This window comes from Thermococcus sp. 21S7, from assembly GCF_012027615.1.
Taxonomy (GTDB): Archaea; Methanobacteriota_B; Thermococci; order Thermococcales; family Thermococcaceae; genus Thermococcus.
In genome coordinates this window covers 550,362-576,346 of sequence record NZ_SNUT01000001.1, presented here as the reverse complement: position 1 = coordinate 576,346, position 25,985 = coordinate 550,362, and the positions used below count along the sequence as shown (strand labels likewise).

The following is a 25,985-nucleotide window of genomic DNA, read 5'->3' as shown; positions in this document are numbered from 1 at the left end:
CTTTATGTTTCAATTTCATTTAAAACGACGAAAAAGCTTGTGGCCGTTGAGAGGTTCCCGGTTTCCCTTTTCCAGGGGCGGTGAGCTGATCACCACTCTTTTCCCATCTTTTCTATCTCCCGCTTAACCCTTTCCCTGTCAGCCTTATCAACGACGAGAAAAACGTCTTGGACGGAACCGTCGCTCTTGGCGATGAGCTTCAGGCCGGTCTTGGTCTCTCGCGAGACCTTTATCTCGAAACCTCTTGCGTCGCTCGCATAGATCCTTCCGGGGATTACCTTTTTGACCCCGGGTATCGCGGCTATTCTCTCCAGCGGCTTTTCAAGGCCCTTTAGGAAGTGATGCTCCCTCTTGACGCCTTTCCTGAAGTGCTTGGGCATGTTCCATAGTACTGCTTGTCGGGTTTTTAGCGTTTTCTCCGTATGGTCACCAGAATCAGCGTGAAGACCAGAACCGCAGCGATCAGGGCACTGAGCGGAGCCGAGAGCCTGCTCTCACATCTGCATGGACATTCGTCCCTGACCGCCACCTTTTGGGCCAGCGGTTTGAATGAGTACCCATCCGTGGAGAGGAGAGGGACGGCCTTCAGCTTCCCGTTGTAGATGAACTCGTAGACCGGCTTCAGATTCTCTGGGCTGACGTTCTCAATTGTGTGGGTCTTATAGGGGCTCTTGGCAACAAAGGTCAGGGTGCTCTCGGTGGTACCGTTGCAGCTTTCTCTGTGGTAGCTGATGGTTGGGGAAGGATGGCAGATAATTCCCCATGAACACCCCGAGAAGAAACTCTGCCTCTGAGGGATCCTGGAGGTAGGGCAACACGTCCTTCAGTGGAATCCTGTAGGTCTTTGAGCCGTTTGAGAACACCAGTTCGTTGTTTTTTACATATTTCTTTTGAAAGCCTCGCCCCTCACGGCGGGGAGGAGGTCAGTCTACGAAGATAAAAACCTTGCTATTGCTTTTTCACCATGAAGAACCAGGTGAGACCTATCAGCGCCAGCAGAACTACCGCCGCCCAGAATTCGAGGGCGTACGTTTTCGGCACCTTGCACCCTGTAAACCTCACGCCGTCAGCCTTCACCAGGAATCTGCTTCCGGTTGGCTCTCCGAGGGGGAAAGCCTTCAGGGTCCCGTCGTAGTACAGGACGTAAACGTCGGAGATGCCGGCGGCGACGCTTTCGTTCCCGAACTGCAACAGCTCCCCGCTCGAATTGGCATCCGGGGCAAAGTAGTGGGTAACGCTTGGGGGTACCAGCAGGAGGCCGTTTTCGAGCTTGTACGCCCTGAGGTGCCCCGCTTCCTCGGGCGCCCACAGGTATTCGGTCACGGAATCCCGCGGAAGTTCGAGGTTCTCTTCGGGGACACGGAGGGTATCGCCGGAGGCATAGACGTCCAATGCTGCTGGCGGTTTTTCGGGGGAGTCCCCCACAAGTCTAACGTCGTTCCCCTCCCTGACGATGGTTACGCCCCTGAAGTAGGTTCCGTTCTCGGCCTTCATCGGGTCGAGGGTTCCGACGGTTGCGTTCTTGGCGACGTTGATTGCCCGGAGTTCGTTCCCGGAGACCTGCACTATGAGGTAAGGAACCGCGACGGCAAAGTTTGGGGCGGAGTTGTTGTTTTGGGAATTTACAGTGATTATCCTCTCAAAGCAGTCCTCACCCATCATATAAACCTCTACAGAGCCTTCGTTGGCGATGAAGACGTAGTAGAAGCCCCTGTACTTGTAGACCGCCGGTTTTTCCAGGGAGCCCCCTATGAAGTACGCCCCGCTTGAGTTGACGTAGAAGGTGTAGTAAAAGTAGCCTGTGGGCACAAGGGCATCGCTCATCGAGGTGGAGTACGGCACGTACTCGACTGAGAGAACGGCGGAATCGCCGTACACCGCAACGACGTGGAAGTCGAGGCTCTCCGCCCCGAGATAATCTGCTGAAGTCCCCGGCAGGAGGGAAATGAGAACCGAGAGAACCAGGAGAAGGCTGAAAAACCGCTTCATAATCAGGCCCTCTTCCTGACCTTGACGGCGACACCCTTTTTGGCTCTGACCATCTCCTCTCCAGCTAAAACTGCCTTTCCGACGCCCACCACCGTCCCGTCCCTCACTATGCCCACTATGTCGTCCGGCCTTATAGCTGGATCCGCCTCGTCAACGCCGACCGCGAAGACGTCGCCGCGGAGCTCGAAGTCGATCTTCACCCAGTATGAGTTGAGGGAGTCGTATATCCTCTGCATTCCGAAGGGGGTAACGCTTATCACGCCGTCCTTGAAGGTTCCCGTCTGCTGATTCTCCACGAAGAGACGGAGCATCTTGGAACCTCTGACCCTGCCGTTCTCGGGAAGGACAGCCTCCCCGGCGCTTGCTCCAAAGTAAAAGTCGAAGACCTTTCTTATGCCCTCGAAGTAGCGGTATGTTCTGTCTTCCTTGGTTCCCTCAAGCTCGAACTCCCTTAATGTTTCGGTGAGGGCTTTGAGGCTCTCCCTGCTCGTCGTGCCGTTCTCGACGCGGGTGAAGAGTATCTCCCTTCCGCTCATCTCGCCGGCAAGCTTCGCTATCTCAACGTAGGCCTCGTCGAGGTGCGCTATAATGGGAACGTCTTTCGGGTACTTCTCAAGGGTTCTCGCGAGAAGCTCGGCCGCTGGTTTAATCTCCTCCTCGCTCCAGTGGCCGGTAACGACTATGTCGTACTTTGCCAGCCATTCCCACTCGCGCGGGACGACGCCGAACGGCGATGTGAGGATTAGCTCGTGAACCTTGGCGATTCCAGAGCCGAGGGCCTCTTTAAGGGCTTTCCGATAGAGGGTGTGCGATCTGGAGAAGGAGTAGGGCTTCTTGGCGGAGCACGGGAAGAGGAGAACCAGTTCGGTGTTCCTCGGCGGGACGAAGCGCTCTGCAACGCGCTCCTGCCACCTCCTCACCTCTGGCCGTCTAACCGATGCGTCGCTGATGAAGTAGACCGTCTCCTTCTGAATCGGTGTGTACTTTTCAAGGTAGTCCGGATGCTCAAGGTCAGCGATGCGGAGTATTCCCGCGTGGTATCCGGTGTTGAAGAAGTTCTCAACGAGGTAGCGGAGCTTTCCTTCTTTCAGGGCTTTTCTGACCAGCAGAATCGTCTCGCGAGCGAAGTCGAGGGAGTTGGGTTCTTCCTTCCAGAGGAACGGGCTGTATCCTGTGAAGCCCTTGCCATCGAAGTCGTAGAGCTTGAGGGAGCGGGTGTCGAAGGCATCGATGCCGAGATAGACGGCGAGCGGATAGAAAAACGGCTCTAGGTCTGTGATTATCATGACGTTTGGGAACCTCTCGCGCAGCTCCCTCAAAATCCTCACGAAGTAGCGGTATTCCCTTATTAGAACCTTCGAGTTGCCGAGGTAGACGGCGTCAAAGTTGTAGCGCTCGATTATCTTGAAGAACTCGCCCAGGTGGATGGTCCTCCTAAGGGCGGGCAGGTAGAAGGCGTTGAAGCCCTCGTAGTTTACGCTCCAGAGCCTTCCGAGGGCTTTCTCTATAACCTCGTCCGGCGTGTAGAAGCCGAGAGGGATCGCCGGGGCGAGATTGAAATCGTAGTCTCCAGGCTCGGCGGGATGGAAGAATGAGTTGAAGGGGGAGAGGGTAAAGTCTACCCCCGCCAGCGCTGGGGTTCTGAACGAGTGCTCCCCGAGTCTTACGAGGCCCAGCCTTCCAGGCCCCTCGTGCCGGATAACCTCCATAGCCAGGCCTCAGACGAGGTTGTACCTCTGTAGGAGGAGCAGTTCGTCGAGGGTAAGCTTTTCGCCCTTTTTGAACTTCTCAAGGGCCTCGACGGCCTTCTCGAAGCTGGCATCCTTCTTGGAGCGCATCCTGGCGACGAGCCTGTATGCGATGAGTTCCTTGTGCCTCTCGTCGTACTCCCTTATCTTTCTCTCGATCTCGCGGAGCTCCCTCCTGACTTCCTTGATCTTCTCTCTGAGTTCAACGACCTTGGCGTGGTATTCGTCGGCTTCTTTCTTGACCTCGTCGGCCTGGTTGAAAGCCTTTATCATCCCCTCGTGGAACTGCTGGCTCTGATTGGCGAGCTTCTGTATCTCCATGCTTATGGCTCTCCTGGCCTTCTTGAGCTGGTCCACTTTCTTCCTGGTCTCTTGGAGCTTGGTGTGGAACCTCTGGGCCTGCTGGATTATCTCAAGCTCCGTCGCCAGAACCTGTATCTGGTCGACTATCTGCTTCTCCCTCTCGGGCGTTATGTTCGGGTTGGTCTGGAGCTCCCACTCCAGCTTCTCTATGCGCTCCTGTATCTTCGCGGGCGGCATCTTGAGACGCCTGAGCTGGTTGTACTCGTCCCTCTTTGTTCTGTACTCAAGTATCTCCTGGTAGAGGAGGTCGAGCTTCGCGTTGATCTCCTCGCGGTTCTTTTTGAGTTCCTGTATCTGGGCGTTGATTTCATCCCTCTTGGCTTTATACTCGCGTCCCTTCTGGCGGAGCCCCTTAACCTCGTTGTTCTTTTCGTCCCTCTTCTGAATCCAGATTTGAAGCTCCTTATCGAGCTCCTCCAGTTTGGCCCTTATCTCGTTTCTCTCCTTTTCAAGGGCCTCAATCTCCCTCTTGATCCTCTTAATTTCCTCTGGGTCTACTTTCGCTTGCATCTCTCTTCCCCTTCCCTCTTTTTAGAACAGCTCGTGAGCTTACTCCAAACATCTGGACTGAAAACGGTGAGAGTAAATAAAAACTTTTTGGCTGAAATTTTGTGGGTCCTTCAAAAATGGTGGAAGTAGAGAGAATATTGAATCTTCAGGAGCTTTCGCCCCTCTGTGTGTACGGCATGAACTCTACCGTGCCTCTCTGCTTCATTGGCTGTTTGTACAATTCCATGAGGGCGTAAACCTCCTCAGGAACGTCCGTTTCAACGTGAAGTCCAAGTTCCTTGGCATGCTCGTAGGTAATTGGGTAGTCGTGTGTCCACCGCCCCTCAGTGAGCACCCGGGCAAGCTCTCTGGCCTTCTCCTCGCCGTAGCGGTCCTTCAGAAGGTTGTAGACGAAGTCGCGAACCTGATTGATGGCCTTCTCCGCGACGTCCGCCAGAATAAGCGTCTGGTCGTCCACCTTGTCAACGCCCTTTTTCTCAACGGCTCTGACGATGCTTGGTCCAGGATACTGGCCGAGCTGCGGGTCAACCGGGCCGAGAACCGCGTGCGGGTCCATTATTATCTTGTCGGCCGCGAGGGCTATGAGTGTTCCGCCGCTCATGGCGTAGTGGGGCACTATGACGCGGGTCTCTGCGGGGTGATCGTGGAGGGCCTTCGCTATCTGCGTCGCGGCCAGCACCAGACCCCCGGGTGTGTGGATTATCAGGTCTATCGGTTTGTCCTTGGGGGCTGATCTGATGGCTCTCAGGACTTCCTCGCTGTCCTCGACGCTTATGAACTTGTAGAAGGGTATCCCGAAGAGGCCTATGCTTTCCTGCCTGTGAATCATCGTTATTACCGTTGATTTTTGCTTTTCCGAGAGTCTTTTGAGCAGTTTGGCTCTGGCCAGCTGCAGGCTCCTGTACTGCATTTGGGGCCACAGGAGGATGTACATAAAGAACAGCCACCACAGCAGCGAACCGAAGAATCCGGTAGCGGCCTCGCTCATGTTATCACCGAATAAAAAAAGAAGGGAGGATATTTATAGCCTTTGGTTCAGCCCTTTATGACCTGAGTTCCGGTCTTTCCTTCGAGGGCCTCGACGGCCCTGTCGAGCGCCGCTATAACCGCCCTTTCGCCGCCCCACTCAACGAAGCGCATGGCCGCCAGAACCTTCGGCCCCATGCTTCCCTTCTTGAAGTGGCCCTCCTCGTAGTACTTCCTGAGCTCCTCAACCGTGACCTTCCCGAGCCACTTCTCATCAGGTTTGCCGAAGTTTACCGCGGCCCCGTTCACGTCTGTCAGAATCATGAATATGTCCGCGTTAACTTCCTCTGCGAGCCTCTCACCCGCTAAGTCCTTGTCTATAACTGCCTCGACGCCCTTGAGCTGTCCGTCCTCTTCGATGACGGGAACCCCACCGCCGCCGCTGGCCACCACAATGAAGCCCTTCTCAACGAGGTCGACTATGACCGGTGCCTCGACGTGGCCCTTGGGGTCGGGGCTCGGCACAACGCGCCTCCAGCCCCTGCCGGAGTCCTCTATGACGACCCAGCCCTTTTCCTCGGCGAGCTTTTTGGCGGTCTCCTCGTCGTAGAAAGGCCCAACCGGCTTGCTCGGGTGCTGGAAGGCGGGGTCGTTCTTGTCAACGATGGTCTGGGTGACTATCGTCGCCACGGGCTTGTCTATCCCGCGCCTCTTCAGCTCGTTCCTTATCGCCTGCTGTATCATGTAACCTATCTGACCCTGGGTCATCGCGCCGGCAACGTCCATCGGCTGAGCCGGAATGCCGTGGGTTGCCTGGCCGGCGTCCATATGGAGGAGGAGCGCCCCTACCTGGGGGCCGTTCCCGTGGGTAATAACGACCTCGTAGTCGCCGTCAAGGATTATATCAACTATCTGCCTGGCCGTCTTCATGACGTTGGCCATCTGCTCCTCGTAGGTTCCCTTCTGGCCTCGCTGGAGGATAGCGTTACCGCCCAAGGCTATGACAACCCTCTTCATGAGCATCACCTCCGGGATGTATAAATACGCGGGGGAGGATAAAAACGTTCGTTAGGTGCCAACGATGTTCACTTGAAAAAGGTTCGGCGGGTGGGAAATCGAGGCGACAAATGTAAAGAAAACCGGGGGAAGGGCTTTCCTTCACAAATACCATTCCGAAAAGCTTCCAAGGCCGAGCCTCTCAAGGGTTCTCATGACGCCGAGAGCTATGCCCTCGACTTCTATTCCTCCGGGCGGCTTGTATGCATCGCCGACAATGTAAACATCGTCTATCGGGAAGTCCTCAACGGTCTGGCCGCTGGCGACCCTGTTAACGGGATTCCCATCGAGGTAGGTCTGTATCAGCAGGATTTCCCCTTCTCCGTCGAGGTTCGGGAAGATGCGGTATATGTCCTCTATCCCTTTCCTCTGCTCGGCCTTAACGTTTCTGCTCTGAAGGGCGTGGTGGAGCATTACCAGGGTGTAGCCCTCTTTAGCCAGCTCCGGGCTGAGCGACGACGGCTCGTTGTAGCCGTTTATCCTCTCGGTGTCGAGGGTGAAGACGACGGTGTTGCCTATCCTTGGCTTCCCCTTCAGCGCCACGTTGTACTTTATTCCCTCACTGGGCTTTAGGGAATCGACCCGCCCGAGGTAATCACGGTCGAAGTTGTCCCTTCCAATCAGCTCGACCGTCTCCTTGATTCCGATGTTGGAGACGAGCACGTCGTAGGGGAACTCCTCACCGTCGGCGGTGATGACCTTCTTCCCTTCGGCATCAACCTCAACGACCCGCCTTCTCGTTAGTATACTGCCTCCGTTCCGCTCGACGATACGGACGAGTTCATCCGTTATAGCACTGCAGCCGCCCCTGACCATCCCGGGCCCTCCCCACCTCAGGGCCGCCTTTATCTCCCTCGCCAGCTCTCCGGCAGGAACGTCGAGGACGCTGTCTGCCCAGCCGAGAAAGCTTTTGATGAAGAGGTCAACGAACTCGTTGTCGCCTATTTTCTCCCGAATCCACTCACGCCCACTCATCTCAGGGTCATCAACCGGCAACTTACCGCGCTTTATGTCCAAGAGCAACTTGGTCGCCTTTGCCTTCTCGGTGAAGCTCAGATACTTCCAGCCCTCGCGGTAGTGGAAGGTTCTGCCCTCGTAGAGAATCATGCCCTTGGGGTCGGAGTTCACTATACGGACGTCCGCGTTGAGGAGCTTGAGGAGGTGAGCCAAGGGCCCGTCCTCGCCGTGAGGGAGCATGTGGAACGCTCCGGTTGAGAGGCCGAAGCCCCTGTAGCTTAAATTCGCGAATCTACCGCCGATATAGGGCGACTTTTCGAGAACGGTAATCTCATAGCCGTTTTTAGCGAGAAAGGAAGCGGTTAGCAGACCGCCGATTCCAGAGCCTATGATGACTGTCCGCATTGCTCTCACCTGAACAACTCATCGAAGCACCGATTATAAGAATTGCTGGGCCGTAATGCTTATTTAGACTACTCGAGTAGACTCGAGTAGGTGGAAACATGGGGGAGGTAGGGACGCTCAACAAAGTGAAAACTTTGGGACAAGTGCATACACCAGGTAGTATTGCCGAGTTCATGGCTCGATGGGCGGTGAGGACTCCACGCGATACAATATTAGAACCGAGCTGTGGTGACGGAATTTTTCTGGAGGCATCCATATGGGAACTTCTCTCTCGTGGGGCGCGACTTGAGGACATCCCACGTCAGGTTTATGGGGTTGAGCTTGATTGGGAAATGATTGAGGAAACGAAGAAAAGATTGCTGTCCAAATTTGGGGTAGTGCCAACGCTTATTAATTCTGACTTCTTTGACTTACAACCTCTTTCACCCCAGCTTAAACTCGTTTCTGGTGGGAACAGGCTACCCCCTGTTGATGTTGTTATCGGGAACCCCCCTTACATAAGATACCAGCTTTTCAAGGGAAAAACCCGGAGAAAAGCAATGAGTCTATCGAACGAGGAAGGCGTCAATTTAACGGAGCTCACAGCTTCATGGGTTCCGTTTGTTATACATGCTGGAAGCTTTTTAAAAGATGGTGGAAGAATGGCAATGGTCCTTCCTTCCAAGCTGTTGCACGTTAACTATGCTAAATCCTTTAGGAAATGGCTCCTAAAAAACTTTAAGAGCGTTATATTGGTTTCTTTTGAAAAAAGAGCATTTTCGGTGTTGGAGGACACGATTATATTACTGGGCATAAAAGGTCATACCAAAACTTCCGAAGTTAAGTTTGTAACAGTTCGGTCAGAAGAGAGACTCGGTGATATTAAACTCCTAGAGGACTTTAGTGGATATCCATCTTTCAGCCCTAAGGCCGATGAGAAATGGACAAAATACCTCCTCCCTCCGGACATCCTCAGAGAGTATCTGCGAATTGTGGAACGGGTTGAAGACATGACGACAACAGTAGGTGAGCTTGGAAAGGTAACAATAGGGGTTGTAACTGGCGACAACAGTTTTTTCACACTCAGCGTCCACGAAGCGGAAAGATGGAACATAGAAAGGGAGTATTTAGTGCCCTTGGTATCACGGGCTGAACACCTCAAAGGCACGAGGATAACTGCTGAGGATTGGAAGCTCCTATGCAAGTTAGGCCAAAAATGTTATCTTCTCCATGTAACTGAACCCTGGGAGAATCTTCCCCAACACGTGAAAGAGTACCTTAATGTTCGGGGAGAAGAGCTACGGGTGAGGGATAGGTACAAAGTTAAGATACGAAAAAGGTGGTATGAAGTCCCGGGGGTTCGTTTTCCGGATATTTTTATGAGCTACATGATTCATGATATCCCCAAGATTTCAGCCAATGAAGTTAGAGTTGACGGTAACCGGGCCACGAGCACAAACACCATTCATCATATATTTTTGAGGAGAAACATTACACCTATTCTCTTTGCAACGTCTTTTTATAACTCACTAACCCTTGCATCTCTCGAGTTGAACGGTAGGTTCTATGGTGGTGGAGTCCTCAAAGTTGAACCAAAAGAGGTCGAGAAGATAATGCTTCCGAAGATAAAAAACACTAAGGAACTTCTTAGGGCAGGTGAAACGGTTGACAGACTCCTGAGAAAAAGAAAGATCAACGACGTAGTTGAGTTGATTGATGAGATACTGCTGGAGGGAGAGTTAGGCCTCCACAGAGATGCAGTGGAAATTATTACTAACGTCTGGGAACGTCTGAGGAAAAATAGGATTAAAAAATCAAAGAGCTGACCCAATATAAGCATCAAGAAAGTTAATCAAATCGTCAATTGCCTCGTCTATCTTTAATTTTAGTCTCCCTATTCTTTCCTCCTCAACTGGAACGTACCTGTCACCTTCTTCTCTGAACATAAAAACGCCGACGGCATTGTTGTATTTACGTAGCTTATCAAACTTTTCAAGGAGTAGTGATGGATTATCTGCATTTACTGTTTTATTCCCCCTACGCTGTCCTGATGCTAATCTTGACGCCCAGAATGAATAAAAACCAGGAACTGAAGTTTTAATCCATTCATCCCACCATAGAGGCAGGTTCGTAGATGAAGGCGTACTGTTTGATGTAATTTTGATTAGGATATCGTTGGGCGTGTGGCGAAGCTTCAGATCAACGGCCGTAAATTTAACTTCTTTTAGCCTTTTATCAAGGTCACTTTGGGTTTTTCTCTCCTTCTGGATGTAGTTCCCCCGACGATGAGATGGACTACCGGTCATTTTGACTTCCCCCGCGACAAGAACTGTACCTCTAACTACATAAGCTAAATCAACGTCATGATTGCGCTCTGTATAACCTTGGACTTTTTTGTCAACGAGTCGGTATTGATGATCTGACCTCACAAAGATCAGCTCACTTATGAAATCACGGAATGCGTTCCCCTTCTGTCTGTATTCCCCATCTGGAAGTGTCCCTCTAATCCTTGGAACCTCAACGAATCTGTAGTACTCATCAAGAAACTCTTGAGCAATTGGCTCAAAGTACCCCCCTGATTCTCTGGCCAGTTGAACAATCCTATAACAGAACTCCCGAATGGCTGGGCTCCTAAGTCCTCCACAGATTGTCGTCATTATGAATCCCCTCTGGTGGGTACCATATGTTAAAATTTAAATCCTTTATGTTAAGATGAGAAAGAACAGGAACTCAAAGCCTCCACTCCACACCCAGAATCTCACTGTACGCACTGAGCACCCTCTCTAGGTACTCCTTTGCCGTGCCGACCTTGTCGATTCTGAACTTCTCGGCCCAGCGTTCGTTGCCGAACTCCTCGCTTCCGGCAGCGACAAGGTCTATAACGCGCATCGAGTCCCAGAACGCTGGAGTGTAGCCTGCCTTCCTCGCGTACTCTATTAGTCTCTTAATCTGCTTCCTGGCATGTTCCTCCATGTCAACGTTCTCCCCGTAGGCCTCCATGAATAGGGCTTTGAGGATGGGTTTCATCCAGCCCCTGTGGAAGCGGCACCAGCCAACGTTGTCGTACCAGAACTCCCAGAGGGCGCTCGCTATTATCTTCTGGGCCAGCTCCTCCGGCTCAAGGAAGACACCGAACTGGTAGAACGTCCAGTACCTTCCCTGAATCGGAAGCGGTATGTAGTTGCCTATCGCCCAGTACATCGTCGGAGTCATCTCTCCGTCCTCGCCGAGCGGAACGAAGACGCCGTAGTCCTTGAAGCTCTCGCCGTACTTCAGCCTGTCCTTGAAGCGCTCGTCGAATATTACGCTCGCCTTCCTCTTGCCGAGGCCGATTATCCTCGCTATCTCGTTCTCGGCGAAGGCCACGAGGTGGGCAAGCTCCGCCACGAGTTTGGCGTTAACCTCGCTCGCCTCGATCGGTCTCTCAAGGAGTGCCTCCTTTGTGAACTCGGGCTTTCCGCTGAGGCCGACTTCCTCCGGCTTGAGCAGACCGCGGTGGACGAGTTCGAGGACCCATGCGGCGGTGCCCCCGAACTCTATGGCGTCGAAGCCCATCGCGTCTGCCGCGTGGACGCTTATGTCGCTGGCGCGGAGGCTTATGCTTCCGCTCAGCGGGCCGTTGGCCTCGTAGGGTTCGTACTCAACGTGGTGGCCGCGGCGGTACTTCTTGCAGACCACCGGACACGGCTCGCCGCAGGTCGTCCAGTTCTTGGTCTTTATGGCCTCCTCGTTGAAGGGCTCCCAGTAGTGCTTCATGATGTTTTCGTGGATTTTTATGCGCTCCTCCTTTGGGATGTAGGGCATCCCCCAGTTGAGTATCGGAACAAAGTCGCCCTCTGCTGGGTAGTTGCCGCCGAAGGTTCCGCCGGTGTTGAGCTTGGGGTTGAAGCGGTACTTGGTGGTCTTTTCGCTTATTATCTCGTTGTAGGGCTTCTTGTGTACGCCCTCGACTATGCCCTTGGAGGTTTTGAAGTTGCCGATGTCCTCGCCCGGGAACGACCTCTTCCTCGGCTTTCCGCCGAAGATTATTCCGACGACGTTGTGTGCCCTCAGGAGAACGCTTCCGGAACCTCCGCGGGCGGCCCAGTCCTCGCTGCCAACCAGGCGTTCTCCCTTCCGCAAGGCTTGGGAGAATATCGCCCCGTAGTTTGTGTTGAGTGAGGCTGGCCCAACAACGGCTATGCGGTACTCGAAGTCGAAGTCCTTTCCGAAGGTGTCTATCAGGTACTGGGTGAGCGCGTAGACGCCTTCCTCTCCGTTGTATCCTTTCCAGATTTCAACGACTTTGTCAAGGTCTATCGCGTGGAGCTCCACCCTGACGTTTTCACCGTCGTTGTAGAGCAGAACGACGACGGGCTTCTCGGCCTTGCCCTCGAAGGTCACGAAGTCAACGCCGACGTTCTTGAAGGCGTAGGCCGCTCCGCCCATGGCGGAGGGGAACAGGGTTCCGTAGAGGGGGGAACGGAAGAAGAACATGAGTCTGTGGGCTCCGGGCAGGGTCGAGCCTGAGAATGGCCCCATGCCCATGACAACGACGTTCCTCGGGTCGTAGGGGTCAATGCCGTAGGTTTCGAGGCTCTCGTGGAGCTCAAGGCCGTAGTCTATAACCCCGTGTATCCCGTCCCTCTCCAGCTCCTCGCTTTCGACCTTTCCTTCGTTCAGGTTGATCCTAAGAACCGTGAACCTCATATCCCTCACCCCGTATCACTCCCAGTGTTATTTACAATCAATTGTATTTAAGAGTTTTGAGGGTTGCGCCATGTTCTGCCGCTGGCGGAAATAAAATATTTGGGGGATGTTTGCGGGGCTATGCCTCCCTTGTGGCAACTATGTTCGCTCCGGTTCCCAGGACGTTCTCCACGATGACCTGCCCCACGCTGACCGGCGCCTCGACCTCAACTTCCGCAAGCTCCCTCATGATCTTCGGTATGAGTTCTCTGGGGACAGGTCTGTCGCTTTTAACGGCCACCGTTGGAAAGGTTCCCCCCTTCACCTTTACAACGCTCATGACGGTGCGTTTCGGTTCCCGGACTTCCTGTATCGCGTACTCCTTTCCCCTGGGGCATGTGAAGCCCTCAACGCCGGTTATCCTGTCCCCCTCTATGGTAACTTCCACCGTACAGCCCAGGGGGCAGACGATGCAAGTCAGCCTGAACTTCTTGACCTCACTCATCCCGAACGACCTCCATCGTGATTCTTCCCTCCGCCCGGGCTATCTCATCCCCCCTCAGCTTCACCCTTATCATTTCGGAGGGTCTCACGAAGGGCAGCCGTATCTCCTTTCCAATCTCCGGGAAGCGAAGCTTGACGTTTTCCTCCGGCTCTGCAACTCTCGCGTAGATTGTAACGTCCTTGGTATCTGCCAGATAGTGCGGCACTGCGAGCCTGATGTTTCTTCCCTTCACTAGCTTCCTCCATTTGAGCGCCGGCAGGCCACCGTTTTTGACGAACTCGTACGCCCCTTCGGCGGCCTCTTCTCCCTGCTCGACGACGTAGTCAACGAGGTCGTTGATGACGAGGGCGTTCCCTGCGACAAAAATCCCCGGAACGCTGGTTTCGAGGTAGCCGTTGACGACCGGCCCCTTGGTGGCGGGGTCTATCTTCACTCCGGCCTTCTCTATGACCTTGAGATACGGGACAAGGCCTGCTGCCAGAACGACGGTGTCGCACTCTATGCTCTCCTCCGTTCCCGGAATGGGCCTGAGGTTCTCGTCAACCTTCGTCACGATGACCCTCTCGACCCTCTTCTTTCCTTCAACCCTCGTTACGGCGTGGCTCAGGTAGAGAGGGATTCCGAAGTCTTCCAGGCATTGGACGACGTTTCTGGTCAGCCCTCCAGGGTAGGGCATGAGTTCTATAACCGCCTTGACGTGTGCGCCCTCAAGGGTGAACCTTCTCGCCATTATGAGCCCGACGTCGCCCGAACCCACTATGACTATCTCCCTCCCGGGCATTATCCCGTAGATGTCCATCATGGTCTGGGCTTCTCCGGCTGTGTATATCCCGGCAACCCTGTGGCCAGTTATTCCTATCTCGAAAGTGTGCCTCTCTCTTGCGCCCGTTGCGTATATGACGGTCTTTGCCCTGACCTCGAAGATCCCCTCCTCCGTCACAACCCTGAGAATCTTGTGCCTGTAGGAGTACGGCACTATCTCAAGGACGTGGGCGTTCGTGTAGTACTCGATGTCCAGCTCCCGGAACCTTTCGATTATGCGATGTATGAACTCCGTTCCGGTCAGGTCTTCCTTGAAGTAGTGGAGCCCGAATCCCGGGTGCACGCACTGCATCGGAATGCCGCCGAGGAATTCCCTGTTCTCGATGAGGAGGACGCTCATCCCCAGTTCTTTCGCCTTTATCGCGGCGGCCAGGCCGGCGGGTCCTCCGCCGATGACAACGGTGTCGTACTCACTCCGCATTCTTCTCACCCCTCAGGAGGACCTTTATGTCGCCTATGCCGTATTCCGTGCCCTCCCCCTTGATGCTGACCTTCCAGAGCGGAATTCCGGTTTCCCTGGCGATGATGTTGGCTATCCTCACCCTGCAGTACGAGCCCTGGCAGGTCCCTGACATGACGCCGCTCCTCAGTTTAACGCCGTCGAGGCTGATGGTTTTAACGCCCATCCGCTTCATGCGGTGTATTATGTCCACTATGTCGCCCTCGGTTATCGTGCGGCACATGCAGATGATCCTTCCGTAGGCGGGGTTCCTCTTTATCAGCTCCGCCTGTTTCTCCCGCGGCAGGGCCTTGAACCAGAAGGCGTCCCTGTAGGGGTTCCAGTGGGATTTTTTGGTCAGCTTTACGTCCAGTTTGTCCATAATCAGCTCCTCAACCACGTAGTACGCTATTGCCGGCGCGGCTGTCAGTCCGGGTGACCTTATTCCCGCAACGTTTACAAAGCCCCACGGATCGTCGTAGGCCTCTATTATCCACCTGCCGTCCGGTGGTTCTGGTCTCAGGCCCGCGAAGGTTCTTATGACCCGGCTCTTGGGCGGCAGCCCATTGACGAGCTTCTTCGCCATCTCCCAGACGAACTCCAGTCCCTCTTTGGTCGTGGAGGTATCGTCCTTCGCATCTTCGGGAAGGTCTTCGGCGGTGGGCCCTATCATCACCCCATCGTTCATCTCGGTGATGACGTAGACGCCTTTCGTCGTGGGAGTGGGCGTCTGGTGGACTATCCTCCTGACCTTCGGCCCGGCATCGTCGTCGAAGATGTAGTACTCACCCTTTCGGGGGCGTATGGTGAAGTGGTCTATGCCTGCCATGGCTGAGATTCTGTCCGCGTAGAGGCCGGCGGCGTTTATGACGATGTCCGTTTCGATGAATCCCTGGTTCGTTTCAACGCCCTTTACCTCCCCGTTCTTCACCTTTATCCCGCGCACTTCGGTCTCCGGGTGGAACTTAACCCCGTTGTCGACGGCGTTCTCGGTGAGGGCTACAGCCGCCATCGGGGAGGACATGACTCCGGCGGTCGGTGCCCACAGCGCTCCCGCAGCATTTGGGTTTGCGTTGGGTTCAAGCCTCAAAAGCTCCTCCCGGTCAACGAGCCTGACACCTGGAACGCCATTTTTCTGTGCAAGCTCCAGATAGTACTCGGCGACCTTCATGTCCTCCTCTTCAAGGGCGACCATCAGTTCACCCGGCCACTTTGCGGGGATTCCAAGCTCCTTGGTCCACTGGTACCAGAGCTTGTTTCCCTCGACGCAGAGCTTTGCCCTCAGCGGGTACTTTTCCGGGTCGTCTTCGTGTCCGGGGTGGATTATGCCAGTGTTGGCCTTGCTGACACCCATTCCTGCGTCAACGTTTCTCTCGATTAGATGGACTTCAAGTCCGTTGTACTGGCTGAGAACGCGCGCTATCGACGCTCCAACGACGCCGGCACCGATTATGGCGATCCGTGTCTTCATTCCTTCTCCCTCCTAATTAACTTAAGAAAGGGTTTTTCTCGTTTTAAAGCTTTCTTCAACCTTAAGTTCCAGACAACGGCGCGTAGAGAACAGATTTGGGCGTAAGGAGACAGCACATTGGTGAACGTTGTGGGAATGTACTGAAGTGTCCCTCTTCCGGCTTCAGGAACTGGACTCCCCCAGTTGAGGTTGCCTCGTGAAAACCCCGCCATTCAGGGCATAGGGGGTGGCCATGTCCAATATGAAGGATTGAACGGTCCTTCTTTCATGTTCCGGTAACCTTTGCCCACCCCAGTGCCCTCTTTACCGCCTCCTTCCAGCCGCGGTAGAGCTTCTCCCTAGTCTCTGAGTCCATTTTTGGTTCAAAGATTCTCTCGGCCTTCCAGAGGGCCCTAATCTCCTCCATGCCCTCCCAGTAGTCCACGGCCAGTCCCGCCAGGTAAGCCGCTCCGAGGGCTGTGGTTTCCTTAACTACCGGCCTTATGACGGGCTTTCCTAGTATGTCGGCCTGAAACTCCATCAGGAAATCGTTCGCCGTTGCTCCCCCGTCAACGCGCAGTTCCTTTATGCCAACGAGCCTTTCCATCTCATCGATCACGTCGCGGGTCAGGTAGGCTATCGCCTCCAGAGTCGCCCTTGCTAGGTGCTCCCTTCCGGTTCCGCGCGTTATTCCGATTATCACGCCCCTAGCGAACTGATCCCAGTATGGGGCGCCGAGGCCCACAAAGGCCGGGACGAAGTAAACGCCCTCGTTGCTTTTGAGCTCCCTTGCAAGTTCCTCTGTCTCTTCGGCCCTCCCTATGATTCCAATTCCATCGCGGAGCCACTGGACGGCCGCCCCGGTTATGAAGACGCTCCCCTCAAGAGCGTAGGTGACCTTTCCGTTGAGTCCCCAGGCTATCGTTGTGAGCAGGTTGTCGGAATAGCGGACGGTCTTCCCCGTGTTCGCTAAAATGAAGCTCCCCGTCCCATAGGTGGCCTTCACCATTCCAGCTTCAAAAGCAGCCTGGCCGAACAGGGCCGCCTGCTGGTCGCCCGCGTCTCCGCTCACGGGTATCTCGGCCCCCAGGAGTTCCCTTTTTGTGTATCCGTATACCTCGCTCGACTCCTTGACCTCTGGGAGGATTCCTTCTGGAATCCCGAAGATTTCCAGCAGTTCGTCGTCCCAGTCGAGCCTCTTGATGTTGAAGAGCATCGTCCTGGAAGCGTTGGAGTAATCGGTTACGTGCTCCCCCGTGAGGAGGTAGATGAGGAAGGTATCCACAGTCCCGAAGAGAATCTCCCCCCGCTCTGCCTTTTCCATAAGCCCCGGAACGTTGTCGAGCAGCCACTTGAGCTTGCTCGCCGAGAAGTAGGCATCGGGCACGAGGCCGGTCTTCTGCTTTATCATATCTCCGTATTCTCTCTTTATCTCCTCCACTATCTCGGCGGTTCTCCGGCATTGCCAGACGATGGCGTTGTAGACCGGCCTTCCGGTTTCCCTGTCCCACACTATGGTCGTTTCTCTCTGGTTGGTGACGCCTATGGCCGCTATCCGCTCCGGCCCTATCTTTGCCCTCTCCAGCGCCTTCTTTATCGCCTTGAACTGGGCATCCCATATCTCGTCCGGCCTGTGCTCGACCCAACCGGGTCGTGGGTAGTGTTGCGGGAACTCGTACTGCCCGATGCCCAGAACGTTGCTTTCTCCGTCGAAGATTATCGCTCTGGCGCTGGTGGTTCCCTCATCGAGGGAGAGAATGAACATATCTTCGTCCATTTCAATCACCGGTGTACATTACTATCCTTCCTGGCCGAAGGGTGTATATTGACGGCTATGTGCTTGGGGTTATAAGAGTTTATGGGAGAAGAGTGGCGGTAAGAAAGGAAAATGGAATCATTCGACGGGCTCGAACCTGTCCTTGAGCTTCTCCAGAACACCCGGGAGGGTGGTGTACTCCATGTCCTCCATCGGGAGCCTGTGAGGCTCGAACGGGCCGTGCCTGCGCATGTACTCGGCGATCTCGACGGCCTTCTGCCTGGCGCCGTCGAAGGCCGGGTCGTCGAAGAGGTCAACCGGACCCACGAGCTTTCCTTCTGGGCTTATCTGCCAGCCGAGGGCGACGACGCGCGGCGGGCCGTCGAACCTCGTCGGGTTGGCCTGGTGCATCGCGACGGGCATGACCGGGCCGTTGTGGGAACCCCTCATCCAGCCGCTGACCAGGTGCGGGAATGCGAATGGCTCAAGAACCTCCCCGAGGGCAGGGAGGCCGCTCTGGGCGCGGACTATCGCGACTGGGTCGTCCTTTCCGACGTACTCTCCGGCTATCTCGTAGAGCTTCTCCGTGCTGATGACGGCAACCGGCTCGTCCTCGGATATCTTGTGGCCCTTCTTCGGGTAAACACGCTTGATGACGTAGCGGCTCTTGGCTCCGATGAGGGCGAGGAGATCGTAGACTTCCTCAGGCGTGTTGAGGATCACGCGCTTGTGCTCCTTTATGTCCCAGACCTCGAAGCGGAAGCCCATGTGCATGTTGGGGTCTATCACGAGGCCGGCAGTGTTGAACGGGTCGGCGAACATCCTGAATATCGGCAGGTTGAAGGCTCCAGGTTCGGTCTTGTCCATGTGGAAGGTCACTATCGGCTCGCTCTTCCTGAGGGTTATCTCCATCTCCGCAACTCCTGGCCCCATTCCGCGGACGTTTCCACTGAAGGCGTCCTTGAGGAGGTCCTGACCCGCTCCGTAGAGGCCGAGCTCCTTGGCGACCTTGGTGGCCTCCTCAAAGGCTTTCCATGCAAGACCGTGTATCTCCGAACTGTCAACGCCTTTCTTGTGAGTCATGATGAGCTGAAGGTCATCGCCGCAGGTGGCGACGTAGAAGTCAATTATCGTGCCCTCTTCCCGGGCCTTGGCGAGAACCTCCTCGGCGGTCTCAACGAGCTGGGGATGAACCCTTGAATGGCCCGGCCAGCCGCCGATGTCAGCCTTTATAACACTGATCGTTATCTTCTCTCCAACTGCCATAGCAACCACCTCGATGGCTTTTAAGCACTTTTATGCTTATAAAACGTTAATATCACCGCCGATGATACCAGGCTGGCGGCAAATTTTCACAGAAAGAGAAATGAGGGTTCATTCGCAGATGTCGGTCCAGCCGAACTCCTCTTTGGCGACTTTTATGAGGTTCTTAAGTTCCTCCTTCTTGATGTTGACGCTTGAGCTTGCGCCGACGAGGGCGATGATGCCGTGAACCTCCTCCTGAACCTGAATCACATCGTCGCTGACCTTAACTATGCGGAGCTCCCTTTTGGCGGTCTCGTCCTCACTTATCTTGAATTTGTCTTTTCCAATAACTATGGGCTCCTCCATAGTACCACCTCGTAAACTTTTTGTAAGTCAAAGTTAATAAAACTTCCGCCAGCGCTGAAACTTTGCGGGGCAAAGTTTCATCAAAGTTCGTGATTCCTCTTCAACTGCGATTTTGGGAAAGGTTGCATCTTCAAAAGACCGTTTAATTGGGAATTCACACTCCAAAAGTCCAAAAACGCAACTTTGACTTCAAAAGCGCTCCTTCGGAGCGCGGAAAAATGCAAATCCCAAATAACAGCCCAATAAAAGGGAATTCCAGTCTTTAAACCCCCACATGGATAAGGCAACACCCTAAAAACGCCACTCATAAAGGAATCACGAACTTTGGTCAAACTCTACTGGACTCTCGTCCCTCACGTCAAGTAGAGCCCGACGTCGCGCAGGAAGCTACCCCGTCAAAAAGGAGCTATCAACTTTGATGAAACTTTTCGCCAGAAAAGTTTGCTGTGGTGGGGGCGCGGGGATTTGAACCCCGGTCCGCGGGTTTCTCCGGGTCAGAGCTCCAAAGGCTCATCCCCAAATCAGCAAACCCGCAAGTCCTCATACCTCTGGAGCCCGCGATGATGGACCAGGCTACACCACGCCCCCATCCGGCTTAACCTACCCGGGCTGAGTTTATAAGTTTTGCCCTCCCTTTCCGAGGATTATGCCTACCACTATCATCGCCAGCCCCAGGACGGTTGCGGGGGCGATGCTCTCCCCAACGACTACCGATATGAAGAACAGGCTGAGGAACGGCACCAGGTAGGCCAGGTTGGATGCAAATGCCATGTCCCCTTCAACCGCACGGTACCAGAGGAGGAAAGTAACCCCCATCTCGAAGAGGCCGACGTAGACCGCTCCGACGAGGCCTTCCGCGGGGGGAACGGCGAGCTCACCCGTCGCAGCTGCGGCCACGGAGATATAGGCGAAGCCGAAGAGGAAGTTCCAGAACATCTTTTCGGCGAGGGGTCTCTCATCGCGCAGGTTCAGCAGCCAGTAGCTCGCCCAGATAACCGCGCTTCCCAGGCCGAGGGCAACGCCGATGGGATCGGTAAAGTTCAGGCCGGTAACGTTCCCCTTCGTCGCAACGATGATGGCTCCGAAGAAGCCGAAGAGCAGGCCGAATACGGTTCTCGCTCCGGGCCTCTTTCCCAGGAGGGGAATCGAGAGGAGGACGAGCATCAGCGGCCAGGTGTAGTTGAGCGCCTGCGCCTCCTGGGCGGGCAGGCGGTCGTAGGCCGAGAATAGCACGATGTAGTAGAGGAGAGGGTTTATCAGGCCGAGGTAGGCCGACCGGAGGTTCTCCCTTCTGGGGGCGAATTCCCTCGCGTACAGAATTCCAAAGAGGATGAGCGAGGTCAGGGACGCATAGACCAGGAGCTGGAGCGGACTCATGTAGCGCAGGGAGAGCTTGAAGGCGCTCGCAACGGTTGACCACAGGAGAACTGCACCGATAGCGTGCTTGCGGGACATGAGGTTAAAAAAGCCGAATTGAGATAAAAGGCTATCGCTCCATCAGAACGCGCTCGATTACTGGGTCGATTATCCTGTACCTCTTCCTGTCCGAGCTGAAGTCCGCCTCAATCCAGCTCATCTTTTCGAGGTTCTTAATCAACTTCGCGAGGCGGGATTTTGGGACGTTGTGTCCCCTGGAAGCCATGTAGTCCCTTATGAGCTCCCACCGGTTGTGTCCCCTAGCGATGGCCTCAAGGATCAGCACGTAGCGGGGGCTCCTCCTTTCGAGCTCTTTCAGTTCTCCGTTGAGAAACCCTTTGGCCCGCTGGAACACGTACTCCAGTGAGCCCTTGAGGTCCTGGGTTTCGGCGTATTTTCTCCCAAACTCCACGAGCCATCCGGGCACACCATCGAGAAAACCAACGGCCCCTTCAATGACCTCGCTGGGAACTTCCATTCCGATCTCCGAGAATCCTCTTCTGAGGAACTCCATGGAAAGCTCCTTTGAGAACGGTTTGAGAACCACTTCCCTGTGGGACCTGCCGTAGAGGGGGCTTTCGTAGTTGTCTATCCCAAGAAAGTCGTGGAGGAGTCCGACCTCGGAACCGCTCAGTATGAACCGCAGATTATCAAGGTTGTCGTAGGAGTAAGCTAAGAGCGCCAGGAACTCCTTTCCGCCCCTTGACCCGTAAAACCTTAGGTACTGGGCCTCATCAATACCAATGACCGCGCCAACGTCATTCAAAGCCTCCAGAACCGTGGATACACGAACCTCCCGGGTCAGCTCAATCCTGACTCCTGAAATAGAAACGCCCCTAACGTGTCCAAGGGTTTCAAAAACCTTTCCTCGAACGGTTCCCCGGAGGGCATTCAGAGCGCTTTCAAACTCTCTGATGAGCGATTCGGAGGTTATCCATCCCCCTGAGTCAAAGTACATCTTCCGTGCATCTATATAAACGCCGTTTTCGAGCTCGTTCAGCGTTACCCGGAGCAGGGAGCTCTTCCCGACCCTGCGTATGCCGAGAAGAAGTGTTAATGGCTCTTTGGTATCGATAAGCTGCTCTATTTCCTTTTCTCGGTCAAAAAGCTCCTCCCTTCTTTTCTTCGGTCTCGGATCGAACAGCATAGGTAATGCCCCCGTTACCAGGTAACGCCCCCATTACCTAAAAGGTTTTTGGAGAAAAGAAAAAGAATCACTCCTCCCTAAACAGGCCGTACTTCTTGGGGTCGTAGAACGGCGGGGCGACGGTTACGGCCTTCTTGGGCTTGCCCCTGATTTCCACCTCGATTTCGAGGCCCGGCTTGGCGTACTCCTCCTTCACGAAGGCTATTCCGATGCCGATTCCGAGGAGCGGGGAGCTGGTTCCGCTCGTTACCTCGCCGATGACCTCTCCGTCCGCGTAGACCTTGTAGCCCTCCCTCGGGATTCCCCTGTCGGTCATCTTGAAGTGGACGAGCTTCCTTCCCAAACCGCGCTCCCTCTGCTTGAGGAGGGCGTCCTTGCCGATGAACTCCTTGTCCCAGAATATCGCGAAGTCGAGGTTGGCCTGGAGCGGGGTAACCTCGTCGATGTCCGTGCTGAGGAGCTGTAACTCTTTCGTCTCGTTGCCGTAGAGCGTGTAGCCGGCTTCAAGCCTGAGAGTGTCGCGAGCGCCGAGTCCGGCCGGCCTTATGCCGTACTTCTCGCCCGCCTCAAGGATTCTCTCCCATACATGCAGGGCCTTCTCCGGCTTTCCGCGCTTGCTCTCGTCCGGGTGGTAGGGGTTCGCGTCCTCGATGTAGACCTCGAAGCCGTTCTCGCCGGTGTAGCCGCTCCTTGAGAGGAGCATCTTTATCCCGTCGAGTTCGACCCACCTGGCCTGGAACCACCACATCTCGTTGATGTCTATGCCAAAGAGGTCTTTGGCGAGGTCTCTCGCCTTCGGCCCCTGGACGGCGAACATGGCTATATCGTAGGTCTTCAGCTCAATCTCAAGGTCGAGCTTGGAGAACTGCTCAACCGTGCCCTTGAGGTAGGTGAACCAGGCGTAGAGCTTCTCGAAGGCGTCGCTGTCGCATATCATCAGGTACTCGTCGTTCCCCATGTTGAATATCAGCGTCTCGTCTTTAATAGCCCCCCTCTCGTTGAGGACGAGCGTGTAGGTTCCGCTTATTGCTGGAGGCTTGCTCACGTCGTTGGTCGTGACGTACTGGAGGAACTTGAGGGCGTCCTTTCCGCGGAAGAGTATCTCGCCCATGTGGGATGTGTCGAAAATGCCGACCGCGTTCCTAACGGCGAGGTGTTCCTCCTTTATGCTGGAGTACCAGATTGGCATCTCCCAGCCCGCGAATTCTTCAACCTTCTTGGCGTGTTCCCTATGCCAGTCGAAGAGGTGCACCCTTTTGACCATGGCGATCACCACTCAGAAATCCCCTCTTTAGCATATAATCCTTTTGTGCAAACCTCGTGAGTTCGCTGAAGAACATCTCAAAACACTGATGATAAAATTATAACGTTAATGTCCGTTAATATTGTTAACTGCATGGTTGACAAAATTGGTCATAACAGTGTGAAGATTTTGAACAGGTACAGTTAAATAATATAAAAACACTAAAACTAATGTGATAAAATCATTAACATAATCCAGGGGTGGTATTGTGAAAAAGGAACTTGCCCTGTTTATGCTGGTCATCACCGTTATGGGTGTGGTGGCCAGTGGATGCCTGAGCGGGCAGGAGAGCACTCCTACGAGCACCGCTTCCGGTGAGACCTCCACGCCGGAGAAGACAACAAACGTCGTAATCTACGGATACGGGAGTGAGATGATAACCCTCGACCCGAGTACGGAGTTTTCCAATTCTATAGTGGTTCTTGCGAACGTTTACGAGTGTCTCGTTAAGTACACCCCCAACGGGCTGGAGCCGTGGCTCGCGACTTCGTGGGAGAGCAACGAGAACGGAACCGTCTGGACCTTCCACCTGAGGAAGGGGGTTAAATTCCACACCGGCAACACGATGACCGCGGAGGACGTTAAATGGTCCATTGAGCGAACCCTCAGAATGGGCCTGGGGCCCGCGTTCATATGGGACCCCATTGACAAGATGGAAGTTGTGGATGACTACACCATAAAGTTCTACCTGAAGTATCCGGCCAACCTTCCATTGACAGCCTCCTCGGCCTACGGTGCCTACATAATGGACAGCAAGTACCTCTCGACCATCGGGGACGATAACGCGATAGCCGACTGGCTCAACCAGGGCCAGGACGCCGGAACCGGCCCGTACATTATGGTGAAGGACAAGTACGATCCAAAGACCGAGATAGTCCTCAAGAAGTTCGACGACTACTGGAGTGGCTGGAGCGGTGACCAGTTCGATATCGCGGTGATAAAGATAGTTCCGGATGCCTCCCTGAGGGAGCAGATGGTGACGAGCGGGGAAATCCAGATAACGAGGGACCTGCCGCTCGATGACCTTCCGAAGCTCCAGGAGAACCCGAGCGTCAAGGTTGACCAGACTGCATCGTATCAGGAACTCTACGCCTTCTTCAACACCAAGAAGGAGCCTCTGAACAACAAACTTGTAAGGCAGGCTCTCAGCTACGCCGTCCCTTATAAGGACATAGTTGACTACGTCCTCCACGGCTACGGCGAGGTCGCCAAAGGCCCGATTCCCAAGGGCATGCTGGGCCACTTTGAGGACATGGACACCTACACCTACGACATCGACAAGGCGAAGCAGCTGCTGGCCCAGGCGGGGTACCCCGACGGCGGGTTCAAGCTCGTGCTGACGTACACCCAGGGCGACCAGGCGGAGGCGAAGGTTGCCGAGATAATAAAGGCCGAATGGAAGAAGCTCGGGGTTGACGTTGAGATAAGACCCATGAACTGGGAGCAGCAGTGGGCCCTCGCAAAGAGCGACCCCTCCAAGGCCCAGGATATCCTCATGATGTACTGGTGGCCGACATACCCGACGCCATACGACTTCCTGTTCAACATGTTCCACTGCGAGCCGGAGGTCAACTTTAACCTCTGCTACTACTGCAACGACGAGTTCGACAAGGCCATTGACGAGGCTGCCACACTGGAGGGTATCAACCAGGATAAGGCCGCCCAGCTCTACAGGAAGGCCGAAGAGATACTGATGGAAGACGCTCCTGCGATATTCTTCTACAACCCGGACGACGTTTACGTCTATCACAAGAGCATCACCGGCTTCAAGGACAACCCTGGCTACCCGCAGGTGGTTTTCTTCTATGACCTGCACAAGGTGTGATTTCTTTTTCTTTTATCCATTCGGTGGACGAGGGGATGGGCTATGAGGTTCAGAGAGTACATCGTATACAGACTTGTGCTGGCAGTGTTTGTCATTATTGGTGTCGTAACCGTTGTGTTTTTTGTATCGCGGGTAATCCCGTCTGATCCCGCGGCCCTGTGGGTCGGTGCCCATCCAACCCCGGAGGCCATTGAAAAGGCGAGGGAGCAGCTTCATCTCAACGACCCCGTGGTCAAGCAGTTTGCGTACTACCTGTGGTCTCTCCTTCACGGCGACCTTGGGGTCTCAATAAGAACCCACAACCCCGTTGCGACGGATTTAAAATCCGCCTTTACTGCCACCTTTGAACTCATACTGGCTGCGGAGTTCATAGCGATAGTTATCGCCATTCCGCTGGGCGTTTATTCAGCCGTCAAAAAGGATTCATGGGTCGACAATTTTGGCAGGGTCTTCGCAATAAGCGGCGTTTCGCTGCCCGCTTTCTGGTTTGGAATCGTGCTCCAGCTTATATTCTTCAAGCATCTTGGAATACTCCCGCTGGCCGGCAGGGTTGACACGGTGGTCATGCTGGAGCATCCACTTCACGTGATAACCGGGTTCTACCTCCTCGACTCCCTGCTGACCGGGAACATTCCAGTCTTCGTCGATGCGCTCAAACACCTGATACTGCCCGCCTTGACCCTGGCAATGTACCCGATAGGCCTGATAACGAGGCAGGTACGCTCCATGATGATAGAAGTCCTGAACGAGAACTACATCCGCACCGCGTGGGCATACGGCCTTCCCTCCAGGAAGATATACTTCAAGTACGCCCTGAAGAACGCCATAGCCCCGGCGCTGATAACAGTGGGCCTCTCGTTTGCCTACACCCTCGTTGGGGCCTTCCTGGTCGAGCTGATATTCAACTGGCCGGGTCTCGGCAGGTACGCGGCCTATGCAATCCTGAGCATGGACTATCCAGCGGTTCTCGGTGTCACGATAATCACCGCCACGGCCTACGTGTTCATCAACCTGATAGTTGACCTCATTCAGGTCAAACTTGACCCTAGGATAAGGCTGTGAGGGAGGAA

The 25,985-nt window shown here is 54.6% G+C and carries 22 protein-coding genes and 1 tRNA gene; 4 read left to right on the top strand and 19 right to left on the bottom strand.

Annotated elements, in window-relative coordinates:
- Positions 1 to 89: 89 nt before the first annotated feature.
- A complete protein-coding gene (locus E3E51_RS03075; protein WP_167911602.1) occupies positions 90 to 380 on the bottom strand; it encodes a DUF2103 domain-containing protein in 291 nt (96 codons plus the stop codon).
- Between the two features lie 42 nt (positions 381 to 422).
- Between E3E51_RS03075 and E3E51_RS03070 the strand changes: the two genes are divergently transcribed.
- Positions 423 to 602: a hypothetical protein gene (locus E3E51_RS03070; protein ID WP_167911601.1), complete on the top strand. Its 180-nt coding sequence runs from the start codon at positions 423 to 425 to the stop codon at positions 600 to 602.
- A gap of 346 nt (positions 603 to 948) precedes the next feature.
- Here the strand turns inward: E3E51_RS03070 and E3E51_RS03065 are convergent, their stop codons facing one another.
- The 6 genes from E3E51_RS03065 to E3E51_RS03040 form a co-directional block, all read right to left on the bottom strand.
- The gene (locus tag E3E51_RS03065) at positions 949 to 1,989 is read right to left on the bottom strand and encodes a hypothetical protein (protein ID WP_167911600.1); all 1,041 of its coding nucleotides are present in this window, start codon (positions 1,987 to 1,989) and stop codon (positions 949 to 951) included.
- A 2-nt stretch (positions 1,990 to 1,991) separates the two neighbouring features.
- Positions 1,992 to 3,698: an archaeosine synthase subunit alpha gene (gene arcS / locus E3E51_RS03060; RefSeq protein WP_167911599.1), complete on the bottom strand. Its 1,707-nt coding sequence runs from the start codon at positions 3,696 to 3,698 to the stop codon at positions 1,992 to 1,994.
- A gap of 9 nt (positions 3,699 to 3,707) precedes the next feature.
- Positions 3,708 to 4,610 carry a coiled-coil protein gene (locus tag E3E51_RS03055; RefSeq protein WP_167911598.1) on the bottom strand — a complete coding sequence of 301 codons (903 nt, stop codon included), beginning with the start codon at positions 4,608 to 4,610 and terminating at the stop codon, positions 3,708 to 3,710.
- 145 nt (positions 4,611 to 4,755) lie between these two features.
- A complete protein-coding gene (locus E3E51_RS03050) occupies positions 4,756 to 5,598 on the bottom strand; it encodes an ATP-dependent Clp protease proteolytic subunit (RefSeq protein WP_167911597.1) in 843 nt (280 codons plus the stop codon).
- 47 nt (positions 5,599 to 5,645) lie between these two features.
- Complete coding sequence (arcC, locus tag E3E51_RS03045; RefSeq protein ID WP_167911719.1) at positions 5,646 to 6,593, bottom strand: carbamate kinase; 948 nt, start codon at positions 6,591 to 6,593, stop codon at positions 5,646 to 5,648.
- A gap of 141 nt (positions 6,594 to 6,734) precedes the next feature.
- Entirely contained in the window at positions 6,735 to 7,994 is a 1,260-nt protein-coding gene (locus tag E3E51_RS03040) for an FAD-dependent oxidoreductase (RefSeq protein ID WP_167911718.1), read from the bottom strand.
- A gap of 98 nt (positions 7,995 to 8,092) precedes the next feature.
- Between E3E51_RS03040 and E3E51_RS03035 the strand changes: the two genes are divergently transcribed.
- The gene (locus E3E51_RS03035; RefSeq protein WP_167911596.1) at positions 8,093 to 9,799 is read left to right on the top strand and encodes an N-6 DNA methylase; all 1,707 of its coding nucleotides are present in this window, start codon (positions 8,093 to 8,095) and stop codon (positions 9,797 to 9,799) included.
- Here E3E51_RS03035 and E3E51_RS03030 read toward each other — a convergent pair.
- The 12 genes from E3E51_RS03030 to gcvT all read right to left on the bottom strand — a co-directional run bounded on the left by E3E51_RS03030 (position 9,788) and on the right by gcvT (position 23,051).
- A complete protein-coding gene (locus E3E51_RS03030) occupies positions 9,788 to 10,630 on the bottom strand; it encodes a hypothetical protein (protein ID WP_167911595.1) in 843 nt (280 codons plus the stop codon). The two genes, E3E51_RS03035 and E3E51_RS03030, sit on opposite strands and share 12 nt — an antisense overlap.
- Before the next feature lie 73 nt (positions 10,631 to 10,703).
- Entirely contained in the window at positions 10,704 to 12,662 is a 1,959-nt protein-coding gene (gene gor / locus E3E51_RS03025) for a glyceraldehyde-3-phosphate:ferredoxin oxidoreductase (protein WP_167911594.1), read from the bottom strand.
- A gap of 118 nt (positions 12,663 to 12,780) precedes the next feature.
- Positions 12,781 to 13,146, bottom strand: a complete 366-nt coding sequence (locus E3E51_RS03020) for a DUF1667 domain-containing protein (protein WP_167911593.1) — start codon at positions 13,144 to 13,146, stop codon at positions 12,781 to 12,783.
- A complete protein-coding gene (locus tag E3E51_RS03015) occupies positions 13,139 to 14,389 on the bottom strand; it encodes an FAD-dependent oxidoreductase (protein ID WP_167911592.1) in 1,251 nt (416 codons plus the stop codon). Before E3E51_RS03015 ends, E3E51_RS03020 begins: the two co-directional genes overlap by 8 nt.
- Entirely contained in the window at positions 14,379 to 15,878 is a 1,500-nt protein-coding gene (locus tag E3E51_RS03010; RefSeq protein ID WP_167911591.1) for an NAD(P)/FAD-dependent oxidoreductase, read from the bottom strand. The genes E3E51_RS03015 and E3E51_RS03010 overlap by 11 nt, the downstream gene beginning before the upstream one ends.
- A gap of 265 nt (positions 15,879 to 16,143) precedes the next feature.
- Entirely contained in the window at positions 16,144 to 17,634 is a 1,491-nt protein-coding gene (gene glpK / locus E3E51_RS03005; protein ID WP_240924220.1) for a glycerol kinase GlpK, read from the bottom strand.
- Between the two features lie 117 nt (positions 17,635 to 17,751).
- Positions 17,752 to 18,879, bottom strand: coding sequence for a fructose-1,6-bisphosphate aldolase/phosphatase (gene fbp, locus E3E51_RS03000; protein WP_167911590.1), 1,128 nt, complete (start codon positions 18,877 to 18,879; stop codon positions 17,752 to 17,754).
- Between the two features lie 108 nt (positions 18,880 to 18,987).
- Positions 18,988 to 19,224 (bottom strand): hypothetical protein, encoded by a 237-nt coding sequence (locus tag E3E51_RS02995; RefSeq protein WP_167911589.1) that lies wholly within the window; start codon positions 19,222 to 19,224, stop codon positions 18,988 to 18,990.
- A 447-nt stretch (positions 19,225 to 19,671) separates the two neighbouring features.
- A tRNA-Trp gene (locus E3E51_RS02990) sits at positions 19,672 to 19,812 on the bottom strand.
- Positions 19,813 to 19,839: 27 nt separating this feature from the next.
- Positions 19,840 to 20,679 (bottom strand): DMT family transporter, encoded by an 840-nt coding sequence (locus tag E3E51_RS02985; protein WP_167911588.1) that lies wholly within the window; start codon positions 20,677 to 20,679, stop codon positions 19,840 to 19,842.
- A 31-nt stretch (positions 20,680 to 20,710) separates the two neighbouring features.
- Positions 20,711 to 21,787, bottom strand: a complete 1,077-nt coding sequence (locus E3E51_RS02980) for an ATP-binding protein (RefSeq protein WP_167911587.1) — start codon at positions 21,785 to 21,787, stop codon at positions 20,711 to 20,713.
- A gap of 67 nt (positions 21,788 to 21,854) precedes the next feature.
- Complete coding sequence (gene gcvT, locus E3E51_RS02975; protein ID WP_167911716.1) at positions 21,855 to 23,051, bottom strand: glycine cleavage system aminomethyltransferase GcvT; 1,197 nt, start codon at positions 23,049 to 23,051, stop codon at positions 21,855 to 21,857.
- 247 nt (positions 23,052 to 23,298) lie between these two features.
- Between gcvT and E3E51_RS02970 the strand changes: the two genes are divergently transcribed.
- Positions 23,299 to 24,915: an ABC transporter substrate-binding protein gene (locus tag E3E51_RS02970; protein WP_346765932.1), complete on the top strand. Its 1,617-nt coding sequence runs from the start codon at positions 23,299 to 23,301 to the stop codon at positions 24,913 to 24,915.
- A 42-nt stretch (positions 24,916 to 24,957) separates the two neighbouring features.
- Positions 24,958 to 25,977: an ABC transporter permease gene (locus E3E51_RS02965; protein ID WP_167911586.1), complete on the top strand. Its 1,020-nt coding sequence runs from the start codon at positions 24,958 to 24,960 to the stop codon at positions 25,975 to 25,977.
- The last annotated feature ends 8 nt before the right edge of the window (positions 25,978 to 25,985 follow it).